Annotated in this window: 12 protein-coding genes; 10 read left to right on the top strand and 2 right to left on the bottom strand. The window is 36.3% G+C overall.

Going from position 1 to position 14,370, the window contains the following annotated elements; genetic code table 11:
• Positions 1 to 76: 76 nt before the first annotated feature.
• Positions 77 to 1,018 (bottom strand): Gfo/Idh/MocA family protein, encoded by a 942-nt coding sequence (locus DF947_RS08460; RefSeq protein ID WP_317046761.1) that lies wholly within the window; start codon positions 1,016 to 1,018, stop codon positions 77 to 79.
• Positions 1,019 to 1,635: 617 nt separating this feature from the next.
• Here DF947_RS08460 and DF947_RS22400 point away from each other — a divergent pair.
• The 9 genes from DF947_RS22400 to DF947_RS08505 all read left to right on the top strand — a co-directional run bounded on the left by DF947_RS22400 (position 1,636) and on the right by DF947_RS08505 (position 10,845).
• Positions 1,636 to 2,022, top strand: a complete 387-nt coding sequence (locus DF947_RS22400; protein ID WP_205940762.1) for a hypothetical protein — start codon at positions 1,636 to 1,638, stop codon at positions 2,020 to 2,022.
• Positions 2,023 to 2,074: 52 nt separating this feature from the next.
• Positions 2,075 to 2,491 (top strand): DUF1801 domain-containing protein, encoded by a 417-nt coding sequence (locus DF947_RS08470; protein ID WP_109929295.1) that lies wholly within the window; start codon positions 2,075 to 2,077, stop codon positions 2,489 to 2,491.
• A gap of 142 nt (positions 2,492 to 2,633) precedes the next feature.
• Positions 2,634 to 5,051 (top strand): alpha/beta hydrolase family protein, encoded by a 2,418-nt coding sequence (locus DF947_RS08475; protein WP_109929296.1) that lies wholly within the window; start codon positions 2,634 to 2,636, stop codon positions 5,049 to 5,051.
• 154 nt (positions 5,052 to 5,205) lie between these two features.
• Positions 5,206 to 6,087, top strand: coding sequence for a DnaJ C-terminal domain-containing protein (locus DF947_RS08480; RefSeq protein WP_109929297.1), 882 nt, complete (start codon positions 5,206 to 5,208; stop codon positions 6,085 to 6,087).
• Between the two features lie 84 nt (positions 6,088 to 6,171).
• A complete protein-coding gene (locus DF947_RS08485) occupies positions 6,172 to 6,468 on the top strand; it encodes a chaperone modulator CbpM (protein ID WP_109929298.1) in 297 nt (98 codons plus the stop codon).
• A gap of 125 nt (positions 6,469 to 6,593) precedes the next feature.
• On the top strand, positions 6,594 to 8,162 hold the full coding sequence (locus tag DF947_RS08490) for a helicase HerA-like domain-containing protein (protein WP_109929299.1): 1,569 nt from the start codon (positions 6,594 to 6,596) through the stop codon (positions 8,160 to 8,162).
• 8 nt (positions 8,163 to 8,170) lie between these two features.
• Complete coding sequence (locus DF947_RS08495) at positions 8,171 to 8,830, top strand: hypothetical protein (protein WP_109929300.1); 660 nt, start codon at positions 8,171 to 8,173, stop codon at positions 8,828 to 8,830.
• A 51-nt stretch (positions 8,831 to 8,881) separates the two neighbouring features.
• Positions 8,882 to 9,781 carry a nucleotidyltransferase family protein gene (locus tag DF947_RS08500; protein ID WP_205940763.1) on the top strand — a complete coding sequence of 300 codons (900 nt, stop codon included), beginning with the start codon at positions 8,882 to 8,884 and terminating at the stop codon, positions 9,779 to 9,781.
• The gene (locus tag DF947_RS08505; protein WP_109929302.1) at positions 9,772 to 10,845 is read left to right on the top strand and encodes a phosphotransferase enzyme family protein; all 1,074 of its coding nucleotides are present in this window, start codon (positions 9,772 to 9,774) and stop codon (positions 10,843 to 10,845) included. The genes DF947_RS08500 and DF947_RS08505 overlap by 10 nt, the downstream gene beginning before the upstream one ends.
• Before the next feature lie 555 nt (positions 10,846 to 11,400).
• Here DF947_RS08505 and dnaK read toward each other — a convergent pair.
• Positions 11,401 to 13,305: a molecular chaperone DnaK gene (gene dnaK, locus DF947_RS08515; protein WP_109929304.1), complete on the bottom strand. Its 1,905-nt coding sequence runs from the start codon at positions 13,303 to 13,305 to the stop codon at positions 11,401 to 11,403.
• A gap of 698 nt (positions 13,306 to 14,003) precedes the next feature.
• Here dnaK and DF947_RS08520 point away from each other — a divergent pair.
• Positions 14,004 to 14,366 carry a DUF1304 domain-containing protein gene (locus tag DF947_RS08520; RefSeq protein ID WP_109929305.1) on the top strand — a complete coding sequence of 121 codons (363 nt, stop codon included), beginning with the start codon at positions 14,004 to 14,006 and terminating at the stop codon, positions 14,364 to 14,366.
• The last annotated feature ends 4 nt before the right edge of the window (positions 14,367 to 14,370 follow it).

Raw genomic sequence — 14,370 nt, forward strand, 5'->3', positions numbered from 1 at the left:
TAATTTATAAAGCAAATTTATAGCGTTAAGGCGAGCCAGATTTATACAAAAGTCGGGATTAATGATACATATTAACTTACTTGATGAATACTTTTTTTCCCGTTTTTGCAGAGGTTTTGGCAGCCTCTAAAATTTTAACCACAATTAAATTGTTTTCTAGAGAAGATAAATCATTTACCGGCTGAATTTCGTTTTTAAGCACTGCCGATAAGTAGCCCAAATGATTTGCATAAGCCGTGGTCAATGGTTTAGCTTTATAAATTGAATATTCTGATTTTCCGCTTTCTTTAGTACGAAGGTTTTGCTCATTTACAGCCTGTATATAACCGGTTTTCCCAAAAACCTCTAAATCTTTTATACTAAATGGCCAATTCCAAGAGGCCTCTATAATTCCCGTTGCATCGGCATATTCCAATACAATTGTCGCGTCATCATCAACCTTTGGATATACATCTTTTTTAATTTGGTGCGTAATGGCAGAAACCGAAACGGGCGCTTGACCATCCATAAGCCAAGTCATTAAATTTGCGCCGTAACAACCGAAATCTACCAATGCTCCTGCCCCATTTTTATTTGGGTCGGTTAACCAAGTTAAAAACTCTTTACTTACGCCTATTTCTTTCGGTCCTTGATGGCCATCATGAACAATCATTTTTCGGATTGGCCCAATTGAACTTTTTTCTTTAATATTTAAATAAGCTTCCTGATTACTTGGATACCAAGTGGTTTCATAATTGGTAAGCAAATGAATTTTATATTTTTTTGCCAGCTCTGCCATTTTCTGCGCTTGTTTAACATTCATTGCCAGAGGTTTTTCTACCATGACCGAAACACCCAAGGGAGCTGCAGTTTCTACAACAGCAAGGTGATCGCTTATTGCATTGTATGCCAAAACAACATCTGGCTTTTTCTTTTTAAGCAGAGCCGTTAAGTCTGGGTAAAACAGACTGTCTGCAAGTTTAAAGCGACTTTTAAATCGATCCACCAATTCGGGGTTTACCTCTGCAATCCCTGTAATATTTACTTAGCCTTTTTGATAACTATTCATAATCAGATAAATATGATCATGATTTAGGCCAGCAATCGCCACATTAAGTTTTTGAGCTCTAACACAAAGTGATAAGCAGATAAAAGTTAAAAGGATTAATCCTTTAAAACAGGTGGATAAAGTGACCATTTTCATAGTAATCTATATTGGTGATTCTACAAGTTATACATTAATGCTTTTGTTATCAGATCTACATGAAAATATTACAAATTTTATTCACCACACATTTTAATTTTTATATTCGCAAAGCGAATTTTGAATGATTAAATTCCTTCCTCCCGATTTCAAATACATTCATCCCAATTAAATAATGAAACTACCGATATTAAACTTGGTAAGAATACTTTTTTATTGAAATGGATACCAAAAAGCTAAATTACTTTTCAGGCATTATACTATCTATATTTATAAGCCTGCACTTATTCAATCATTTTTACAGTGTATTTGGAATTTTACACCACATACATTTGATGAATGCTCTACGTATGGTTTACAGAAATGCATTTATAGAATCAATTTTATTATTAGCTGTATTTGTTCAAATAATTTCTGGGTTTAGACTATTGAAAAAAAGGAAAAAAATCAATTTGTCGGGATTTAAAAAACTACAGATCTGGACTGGAATTTATCTCTCAATATTTTTAATTATCCATTTATTGGCCGTATTCGTTGGCCGATATTATTTACATCTAGACACCAATATCTATTTTGGTGTTGCAGGATTAAATGTATTTCCATTTAACTTATTTTTTATTCCATATTATTCACTGGCTATAATCTCCGTATTTGGACATGTCGCTTCCATACACCAATCCAAAGCTGAGCGGAGTTTTATTGGGTTAAATCCAAATCGGCAGGCCATAATTATTGTATGTTTTGGAATTATATTTACTGGAGTTATCCTTTTTGGATTGACCAATCACTTCCATGGCCTTAAAATTCCGAAAGAATACAATGTACTTATTATGAAATGATTGGCTAAAATTGAAATGTGTTGTTTAAATTTATAGTTAAATTATAAATGTTATGGCTCAGAATAAAACTACCGAAAACAATCTTAGTGTATCAGATTTTTTAAATAAAGTTGAGGATGAAGCGAAAAGAAAAGATAGTTTTGAATTGGTTCGTATCATTTCCAATACTACGGGTCTGGATGCCAAAATGTGGGGTACCGCAATAGTTGGATTTGGTAGTTATCATTACATTTATGAAAGTGGCCGTCAAGGCGATGCACCCTTGGTAGGTTTTTCTCCAAGAAAAGATGCTTTTTCACTTTACTTTTCTTCCCAATTTAAAGATCGAGAAGCTCTATTAAAAAAATTTGGCAAGCACAAAACTGCCAAAGCCTGTGTATACATTAAAAAGTTATCAGATATAGATATTAACATCTTAAAAGAGATGATAACTAATTCAGTAGAAAAAATTAAAAGCATGTACCCATAATTTATCCGAGGTATAATTCAAAAAAAAGACCTATAATCTGTTAATAAAGCAATTAACCTTGTAAATATGCAGTTACGAAATAATACACTAAGGTAAATTTCGCATATTTGATTATTCCTTATTTCAAACAAACTAACCGGAAATGATTAAAAAACTACACCTCTATTTTTTAATAGCTGGCGCTTGCGTTTCGTTAAATGCAAGGGCGCAAGATGCTGTTAGCTATCAAACTCCCCCAAAAGAAATTGCAGATTTGTTACTTGCTAAACCTACTCCAGGCGTAAGTATTGATGGCAAGGCAGAATGGATTTTATTTAGCGAACGTAACTCTTACCCTTCGGTAGAAGAATTGGCAATGCCAGAATATCGCATTGCAGGTTTAAGATTAAATCCCAACAATTATTCGCCAAGTAGACAGACTTACATCAACAATTTTAGTCTGAAAAATATTAAGACAGATAAAACATTTCCAGTTACAGGCTTACCTGCACCTCTATACGCAAGCAACATCAGTTGGAATCCCTCTGAAAGCAAAATAGCGTTTACCAACACTACACAAAAAGGAGTTGACTTATATATTATAGATTTAGCAACAAAAAAAGCGACAAAGGTTAATAAAGCATTTTTAAATGTTGTTTTAGGAAGTGGCTTAACCTGGCTAAGTGATAATACCATCATTTATCGTACGGCAACAAAACCGGCCAGCTCTGCTCCTGCAAAGCCATTAATGCCAAAAGGACCAACTATTCAGCAAAATTTGGGTAAGGCTGCGCCAAGTGCAACTTATCAAGATTTAATTAAATCGCCTTTTGACGAACAATTATTCGAGTTTTATGGCACTTCACAGCTGGTAAAAAACACCGGCGGAATCGAAACGCCAATTGGTAAACCTGCAATTTATAGTTCGGTAAGATTATCTCCAGATAAAACATACATGATGATAGAAACCATTCGCAAACCTTTTTCATATTTGGTTGCTGCCGGAGGTTTTCCATCAACCATTACAATTACAGATTTGAATGGCAAAGCGGTTAAAGTTTTGGCAGAACTGCCATCATCAGAAGGCACACCATCGGGATATGATAATACGCAAAATGTTTCTCGTGGTTTCGATTGGAGAGATGATGAACCTGCAACAATTGTTTGGGCAAAGCCATTGGATAGTGGTTTAATTAAGAAAAACGTTCCTTTTCACGATGCTGTTTACTCATTAAGCGCACCCTTTGCAGGAACAGAAAAAGAATTATTTAAAACGGTTACGCGTTATCGCAATGTACAATGGGGCGATGCAAATCTTGCCCTAATTATGGAGGGTTTACGCAGCAAACAAACCAGCAAGGTAAGCCGCTACAACCCAACAACTGGCGCAGTAGAAGAACTTTATAGTCGTAACCAAACTGATGCTTATGGAAATCCCGGAAGTCCAGTAACAACAAAAAACAAATATGGCCGCCAGGTGATTCATACGGTTGATAACGGCACCAAGTTATTAATGAATAATACGGTCGGATCTTCAGAAAAAGGGGATTTACCCTTCTTGGCCAAATTTGATCTTTCAACTAAAAAAAATGAAATTATTTGGAGAAGCGCAGAAGGAACTTATGAATATGTAACTGATGTAATTGATCCAGAAAAGCTGGTTTTATTAACACGTAAAGAGAGCCAAAAATTAGTGCCCAACTATTACATTAAAAACTTAATTCTGCGGATTGCAGATAGACCGGTAACCAGCTTCACAAATCCTTATCCATCTTTAGAGGGCATCACCAAAGAAAAAATTTCTTACAAGCGTGCAGACGGAGTAGATTTAACTGGAGATTTATATCTACCAAAAGGTTATAATAAAGATAAGGATGGACCCCTGCCTACACTGATATGGGCATATCCACGCGAGTTTAACTCTGCAGCAGACGCAGCTCAAATCCGCGGATCTAAAGATAAGTTTACAACCATTAGCTGGGCATCTCCAATTTTTTGGGTAACCAGAGGATATGCTGTTTTGGATAATGCAGAAATGCCAATTGTTGCAAAAGATGGTAAAAAACCTAATGATACTTTTGTAGATCAGCTTCAGTTAAATGCAGAAGCGGCCATAAATAAATTGGCAGATTTAGGTGTTGGCGATCGGAAGCGTATGGCAGTTGGCGGACACAGTTATGGTGCGTTTATGACTGCAAATCTTTTAGCGCACACCAATTTATTTGCTGCAGGTATTGCCCGTAGTGGTGCCTACAACCGTACACTTACGCCGTTTGGATTTCAAAACGAAGAACGTACTTATTGGCAAGCGCCTCAATTATATTATGAAATGAGTCCATTTAGTTATGCTGATAAAATTAAAACGCCTATTCTTTTAATCCATGGGGATTCTGATGATAACCCAGGCACATTTCCAATAAATAGCGAACGCTTATTTAATGCAATTAAGGGTGCAGGCGGCACAACGCGTTTTGTATTTTTACCTTATGAGGCACACAGTTATCGTGGAAAGGAAAATCTTTTACACATGCTTTGGGAACAGGACCAATGGTTGGAGAAATATGTAAAGAATAAAAAGTAATTTTTTTTCTTAAACCATAAAAATGCTCCGAAATTTCGGGGCATTTTTCATTTAATTACGTTCTTTACGTTTCTAAGGTTGATTTTATTTTTTTTAAGGTTACCTTTATCGTGATAAAATTGAACATACCCGCCATTTATTTGTTTAGTACCATATGGACTACGTAGACTATTATAAAATCCTTGAGTTAAAGAAAGATGCAACTGCCGATGAAATTAAAAAGGCCTACCGCAAGTTGGCTAGAAAATATCATCCTGATTTGAATCCCAACAATGAAGAGGCAAATAAAAAGTTTCAGCAAATTAACGAGGCTAATGAGGTTTTAAGTGATCCCGTTAAACGCAAAAAGTACGATCAGCACGGAAAAGATTGGCAACATGCAGATCAGTTTAACCAACAAAGACAAAACCAATCTAGAGGCAGAAATTCTGAATATGATGCTTTTGGAGGCTTTGGTGGGGGCGATTTTTCTGATTTCTTCTCTTCGATGTTTGGTGGCGGTGGTGCAAGAAGCAGCGGAAAATCTCCTTTTAAGGGACAAGATTTCACAGCAGAACTTCAGTTAAATCTCCTTGATGTTTATACTACACATAAACAAACGCTTACTGTAAATGGTAAGCAGGTGCGAATTACAATTCCTGCGGGTGTAGAAAATGGGCAAAAGATTAAACTACCGGGTTACGGCTCTGCTGGTGTCAACAATGGCCCTCCGGGAGATTTATTTATAACGTTTACCATTGCCGATGACCCTAAATTTAAGCGTAAGGGAAATGATATTTACATTAACGAAGAACTCAATCTATACACTGCAGTTTTAGGAGGCGAAAAAATTGTTGAAACCTTAAATGGCAAGGTAAAACTAAATGTTCCGGCGGGTACCCAATCAGATGCATCTTTAAGGTTAAAAGGCAAGGGTTTTCCTGTTTATAAAAAAGAAAACCAATTTGGCGATTTATATGTAAAGTGGCAGGTTAAAGTTCCCACTCATCTTAACAAAGAACAAAAGGAGCTTTTTGAAAAACTCTCCCAACTATAAACAACCCTATCGTTCTTAAAACCAAATGCAGAATCTATACGTTATATATGAGCAAATAAAATACGTTTAGCCAAATAGATTCTGATGGAAAATAATCTCATATCTGTAGAAGACATCTGTTCATTTCACAATATAGAAATCAATTTTGTTCGCTCTTTAGAAGAGTTTGGTTTGGTGCAGACAACCATTATAAAAAAGACGGTTTTTTTAGATCTGGAGGAGTTAGCCAAACTCGAACGATGCATTCGCTTATCAAAAGATCTCGAAATTAATCTAGAAGGCCTCCATGCCGTTGCACAATTGTTAAATCAATTATATAAAATGCAAAACGAGGTATTACAGTTAAAAAACGAGCTTAACTACTATCATCAAGTGCATTAATTTTTTAAATAAATGCTCCGAATTGCTCTATATTTATGGTAAATTATTTTTAGTAGTAAAAGGCAATAATAAAACCATATCTTTTTAAGATTAGTTTCTTAAATTGGCATTTCAAAATGTAAATAATGAGTGATTCTTCAGTAAAATTCATCGAAAAAATCAAAGCATCCTATGCTCCAACAGGTTCTTATATCTATTTGGGTGCGGGTATGTTAGATGGAGAAGTTTATGGCGATGCCGAAGTTAATTTATCATTAAAAATGATGAATAGACATGGCTTAGTTGCGGGCGCAACAGGAACAGGAAAAACCCGTACCTTACAGTTGCTATCCGAACAGTTATCTGATGCCGGAGTTCCTGTTTTTATGCTGGATGTGAAAGGCGATTTATCAGGCTTAAACCAACCAGGTGCTGTAAATCCAAAAATCGAAGAAAGATCACAACAATTAAAAAAACCATTTACCCCTTCCGGATTTCCAGTAGAAATTTATTCGCTTTCTGGCAAACTGGGTGCTCAAATGCGTGCAACAGTTTTAGAGTTTGGCCCAACACTTTTATCTAAAGTATTAGATTTAAACGACACTCAAGCGGGCGTTATGGCGGTCATATTTAAATATGCCGACGATAATAAAATGCCGATTATTGATTTAAATGATCTTAAAAAATTAGTTTCATATTTATCGGAGGGTGCTGGCGCCGCAGAAATTAAAAGTGATTACGGCACAATTTCTACGGCTACTTCTGGTACGATTTTAAGAAAGATAGTTGCTATAGAACAACAAGGTTTAGGTGGCATGTTTGGAGAAAAATCTTTTGATATTGAAGATTTATTTGAGCGTGTGGATGGAAAAGGAACCATAAGTTTACTCAACATTGCTGATGTTCAAAATCAACCTGTTTTGTATTCTACATTTCTTTTAAGCCTACTGGCCGAATTATTTAATACAATGCCAGAGGTTGGCGATTTAGACAAACCAAAATTGGTTTTCTTTTTTGATGAAGCACATTTGCTTTTCAAAAATTCTTCCAAAGCATTCTTAGAGCAAATTGAAACGATTATTAGATTAATCCGATCAAAAGGCATTGGTGTATTTTTCTGTACGCAATCCCCTACGGATGTTCCCGAAAGTGTTTTGGCACAATTGGGAAATCGGGTTCAGCATGCATTAAGAGCATTTACGCCTAATGATGTTGATGCTCTAAAGAAAACGGTTAATACCTACCCTAAATCAGATTTCTACGAAATAGATAAAATCCTCACTTCCTTAGGTACAGGACAGGCATTAATTACAGTTTTAAATGAAAAAGGTATTCCCACCGAAGTTTCAGCTACAATGCTAACGCCACCAAGAGCCGTAATGGGGCCTTTAACTTCTGCTGATTTTGAGAAAGTTGTTCAGGGCAGTCCGATGTATACCAAATACAAAGACCCGATCGATCCGGAAAGTGCATACGAAATTTTAACAAAAAGAATTAACGAACAAACTGCGGCTGTAGAAGAGCAGAAACAACAGGTTGAGGCACAGAAACAAGCTGAAGAAGAAAGTAAACCAAAACCAGGCGAGAAAAGTATTGTTGAACAGGTTATGGGCGCAACAATCACCCGGCAAATTGGGAAGGAAATTGTTCGAGGTATTTTTGGTATGCTCACCGGAAAGAAAACTAGAAAAGGTGGCGGATTATTCGGCTTTTAATTATTTATATGAAAAATTTGCTCTTTATTTTATTTTGTTTTTCTGGAACGGCAAGTGCTCAGTACGCCATTCAGCCCTATGGCGATGTTCAAGGAACTCCACTAAAAGAAGTAAGATATACAGAGGTATCGGGAAGTGCTTATTTTTTTGACAATTGGAGCAAAGGTAAAATCATAACCAAAAGTGGCAAAATGTACCAGGTAGACTCTTTGAAATATGATTTAATAGATGATCAATTAGTTTTTCTGGGAGATAAAGGAATTCAAATGCATTTTGCTGAACCGGTTACAAAATTTGAAATCGAAAATGGTCTTGGCGAAAAATCTTATTTTGTAAATGGTTTGCCTAGTGCCGAAGGATTAAACTCTAATTCTTATCTTGAAGTTATTTATGATGGAAAGGTTGCCTTATACAAAAGAACCAGTAAAGTTGTAGTAGAAGACAAACCATACGGTTCGGCAACTGTTAATAAATCTTTCAAATTGAACAACAGTTACTACACGTTTCAAGATGGCACTTTAAAAAAGATCAGCCTCAGTTCAAAAACTGTTCTAACTTTATTTGAAAGTAAGAAAACTGAGATAACAGATTACTTGAAAAACACAAAGGTTAATTTCAAAAATGACCAAGACCTAAAAAATCTATTTATATACTTTAACAAACTATAAAAAAACGCATAGCCTTCAAAAAAAAGCAAAAGGCTGTTACCAATTCTAATTATGAAACCTACCCTATTAATACTAGCAGCCGGGATGGCAAGCCGCTACGGAAGCATGAAACAAATTGATGGATTTGGCCCGAATGGCGAAACCATTATCGATTATTCTATTTATGATGCAATACAAGCTGGCTTTGGCAAAGTTGTATTCATTATTAAAGAAGAATTTGTAGATAATTTTAAATCCATCTTTGAACCAAAATTAAACGGAAGAATAGAAACAGATTACGTTTTCCAGAATTTCGATTTAAAACAATTTGGTATCGAAGAGGAAATTTATAGAGAAAAACCATGGGGAACTGCTCATGCGATTCTTTCGGGCAGAAAAGTTGTTCAAGAGCCTTTTTGCGTTATTAATGCAGATGATTATTATGGATATGATGCATTTAAAAAAATGGTCGATTTCTTAAATGATGAGGCATCAGACAGTAATTTCTCCATAATTGGCTATGAAATTGGCAAAACGCTTTCTGAATTTGGTGCAGTATCTCGTGGTGTTTGCAAAGTAGATGCATCTGGAAACTTAGAAGAAATTATAGAACGCACAAAGGTATATCCAAAGGATGGAAAGATTTTCTACGAAGAAGATGGAGAAGAATTCCCGTTGAGCTTCGATACTCCGGTTTCTATGAACTTTTGGGGCTTTACACCAGCGGTTTTTAAAATTACCGAAGCGCTATTTAAAGAATTTGCATTGGCAAATAAAGACAAGCCTAAAGCCGAATTCTTTATTCCACTAATTGGCGAAAGCTTGGTAAAAACCAACGAAGCTACTTTTAAGGTTGTTCCTACATCAAACAAATGGTTTGGCGTAACTTATAAAGAAGATAAACCATACGTTCAAGATAGTATTGATCAATTGGTTAAAAATGGTACTTACCCTGAAAAATTATGGAGCTAATTTTAGCCCCCGAAATTTTAAAAACGTACGGATATACTAAAGAAAATGTAAGTGTTAAACAAATAGGTTCGGGATTAATTAACCGAACTTATTTGCTTTCGCCCCTATCTGAAGATAAACAATACATTCTGCAGCATATTAATACATCAGTTTTTAAAAGCCCAGAGGCCATTGCGAATAATCTCAAAGCAATTGCCGACTACCTAACCAAAAATTACCCCGATTACATTTTTATAAAACCCATTTTAACCATAAATGGTGAAGAAATGGCCTATATTAATGGTGAATATTGGCGTATGCTTCCTTTTGTTAAAGATGCAATATCTCTTGAAGTTATATCCAATCCGAAACAAGCATACGAAGCTGCCAAGCAGTTCGGTAAGCTGAGTCGATTATTGAATCAGTTTAATGTTGATGCATTAGAACCTACCATTCCCGGATTCCACAATCTAAGTTTGAGATACGAACAGTTTGTGCTCGCCTTAAACCAAACTTCTAAACAGCTCAAAGGCTTGGCAAAACATGAAATAGATTTTGCTATTGATCATAAATACGTATTGGATTATTATAATTCATTTATACATAGAAATGATTTTCCTGATCGCGTTATGCATCACGATACTAAAATTAGTAATGTTTTATTGGATAAAAACACTTTCGAAGGTATTTGCGTAATCGATTTAGATACGATAATGCCTGGTAAGTTTATCTCTGATTTGGGCGATATGATGCGAACCTATCTTTGTGCATTTTCTGAGAATGAAACAGATTTAAGCAAAATCAGAATCCGCGTACCTTATTTCGAATCTACAGTGAAAGGTTATTTATCGGAAATGAAGAATAATTTAACCGCTACTGAAAAGGAACTTATATTATTCTCTGGCAAGTATATGATTTATATGCAGGCCATTCGTTTCTTAACAGATTTTTTAAATGGAGATGTGTATTACCCGATAAACTATCCCAATCAAAATTTGGATCGAGCGAAAAACCAGTTTAAACTGTTGCATGAATTATTCGTAAACGAGAAAGAACTGCAGGAAATAATTGATGAATGTTTATAATGTTTTCCGTTGGCTGAAGCCAACGGCAATGAATAGCAAAATGCGTTAATTATAAATTCTATAAGTACTTTGCGGTTTAGAATCATAATAGGAATATAAATTAGTAATAGAGTCTTCGCTATCGCTCTGAATGACAAATACACGAAAATTACACAGCATAATTAATATTCATTGCCGTCGGTTTTAACCGACTTTTTTTTGCAACTGGTTTTGGGCTTTAGCCAAATTTGATTAATAGTTGTAGAGGCTACAATCAACAAACCCGACAGTAGCGACAGCCCCGAATTCTTCATGAGGGCAATAGCGAATGGCGGGGCTACTGTTCCCGAAAAGTATAGAACCTTTCATTTCCAAAAAAATAAAAATTTGGTCATTATTAGGCACGAAGCTACAAAGGAGTTGATCGTGTTAAATCCTAAAACTATAGACATGAATAGCGATCGCATTAAGATTGCTTTGTGCCTTGCAATGACGAGCGCATAAAACAAAAAAGCGTTTCTGAACTTAATCAGAAACGCTTTTTATATTTATAATCTTTGGTCTTTTGACTAAAAACTATTTTTCTTCTTTCACTTCTTCGAAATCAACATCGGTAACGTTATCACCGCCACCTTGAGGCTGACCATCAGCTTGTGGTTGTTCACCACCTTGAGGCTGACCGCCATCTTTGTACATTTCTTCTGATGCTGAATTCCATGCATTTTGCAATTCAGCTTGTGCTGCATCGATATCTGCAAAGTTACGAGAACCGTGTGCTGCTTTCAATTTCTCTAAACCAGCTTCGATTGGCGCTTTTTTATCAGCAGATAATTTATCGCCAAACTCTTTCAATTGTTTCTCGGTAGAGAAGATTAAAGCATCAGCACCGTTGATTTTATCAGCTTCTTCTTTTGCTTTAGCATCATCAGTCGCATTAGCTTCTGCTTCTTCTTTCATTTTTTTGATCTCAGCATCAGTTAAACCTGAAGATGCTTCGATACGGATTTTTTGCTCTTTACCAGTCGCTTTATCTTTAGCGCTTACGTGTAAAATACCGTTAGCATCAATATCGAAAGATACTTCTACTTGAGGCACACCACGAGGTGCTGGTGGAATACCATCCAAAATGAAACGGCCAATTGTACGGTTTTGAGTAGCCATTGGGCGCTCGCCTTGTAAAATATGGATTTCTACTGATGGCTGGTTATCAGCTGCAGTTGAGAAAGTTTCAGATTTTTTAGTTGGAATGGTTGTGTTAGACTCGATTAATTTAGTCATTACACCACCCATAGTTTCGATACCTAATGATAAAGGCGTAACGTCTAATAACAATACATCTTTCACATCACCAGTTAACACACCACCTTGAATAGCAGCACCAATTGCTACAACCTCATCAGGGTTAACACCTTTACTTGGCTCTTTACCGAAGAAAGCTTTAACCGCTTCCTGAATTGCAGGAATACGAGTTGAACCACCTACCAAGATAATTTCATCGATATCACTTGTGCTTAAACCAGCGTTTTTCAAAGCCGATTTACAAGGATCGATAGTACGTTTAATTAAGCTATCAGCCAATTGCTCAAATTTAGCACGAGTTAAAGTACGTACTAAGTGTTTAGGGCCGCTCGCATCAGCAGTAATGTATGGTAAGTTAATTTCAGTAGAAGTTGTGCTAGATAACTCAATTTTAGCTTTCTCAGCAGCTTCTTTTAAACGTTGTAACGCCATCGGATCTTTTGCAAGGTCCATGCTGTTTTCAGATTTAAATTCAGAAGTTAACCAATCAATAATAATGTGGTCAAAGTCGTCACCACCTAAGTGTGTATCACCGTCAGTAGATTTTACTTCGAAAACACCATCACCTAATTCTAAAACAGAAACATCATGAGTACCACCACCGCAGTCAAACACAACAATTTTCATGTCTTTATGTGCCTTATCTAAACCATAAGCTAAAGCAGCTGCAGTTGGCTCGTTAATGATACGTTTTACTTGTAAACCAGCAATTTCACCAGCTTCTTTAGTAGCCTGACGTTGTGCATCGTTAAAGTAAGCCGGCACAGTAATAACTGCTTCGGTAACTTCCTGACCCAAGAAATCTTCAGCAGTTTTTTTCATTTTTTGTAGAATCATTGCAGAAATCTCTTGTGGAGTATATTTTCTGTCGTCTATTTCTACGCGAGGTGTGTTGTTATCACCTTTAACAACTTTATAAGGTACACGTCCAGCTTCTTTCGCACTTTCGTCGTAGCTGCTGCCCATAAAGCGTTTAATCGAATATATCGTTTTTGTTGGGTTGGTTATAGCCTGACGTTTAGCAGGCTCGCCAACTTTACGCTCACCGTTTTCTGCAAAAGCAACAATAGACGGTGTAGTACGTTTACCCTCACTGTTTGCGATAACTACAGGCTCATTGCCCTCCATTACGCTCACGCAAGAGTTTGTTGTTCCTAAGTCTATTCCAATAATTTTTCCCATTGTATTTTTATTTTCTCTTTTTTAAGTATTATAATTTCTACTCCTATTAAACAATGCATGTGCCAATTGGTTTTTGGCAGTTAATATTGGTAAAAGACTGATAAAATGTAAAAAATGTTGTCTTTGAATACTGACAGCATGACAGAGAGAGCCTCATCCGGCCTTTGGCCACCTTCTCCAGAGGAGAAGGATAGCATACTAGCTAGGCAACTGGCTAAGCCCTCCCTTTTGGGGAGGGTTGGGCTATTTGAAAATTAAAGTTAGAAGTTCTTAGGGAGCACATGCCCCGTGCCAAAGGCACTCCTTTGGAGCTGTACGCTTTACTTCGTTACACTCCGTGCTCGCTCCCATCGGGTTATAAAAGGAGTTTTGTGCTTTTCGTAAAGAAACCACCCCCAACCCCTCCTTAAAATAAAGAGGGGAGCTGGATAGTGCAGGCCAAAAAAATTGACTAAAGGCACAACCTAAAGTTAGTACATACTAAATTACCAAACTCCAAACATTCAAAGTGGCGAGGACTGGCCTCAGCCTTGATTTTTGCTCCACTTTTTATCAAGAAAAAGTGGAAAAAGCTTTCCGATAAAATCGGCATTAACTTATCTGACCGAAAGAAACCAAAAACCGTTGGTTGAAACCAACGGCAATGAAGATGAATAATCCTCAATTTATTGTATCTTCAATTCTAAAACCTAATCAAAATGCAATTAGCAGCAGAAATCATTATTGGCTTAGTCGCCTCAATCCACATTTACATCTTGTGGCTAGAAATGTTTGCCTGGACAACAAGAGCACCAAAAGTTTTCAAAACAATCCCCAAAGATTTATTCATACCAACCAAAACTTTAGCAGCGAACCAAGGTCTTTATAACGGTTTTTTGGCTGCAGGTTTAATCTGGTCGCTTTGCATTACCGACCATCATTGGAGATTTTACGTAGCCATATTCTTCTTAACCTGTGTAATTATTGCCGGTATTTATGGTGCTGCAACAGCGAGTAAAAAAATTCTTTATGTGCAATCTATCCCAGCTTTGGTTGCTTTGATTTTATTGCATTTGAAATAGATAA

The sequence above is a fragment of the Pedobacter paludis genome, from assembly GCF_003173575.1.
Classification (GTDB): Bacteria; Bacteroidota; Bacteroidia; order Sphingobacteriales; family Sphingobacteriaceae; genus Pedobacter; species Pedobacter paludis.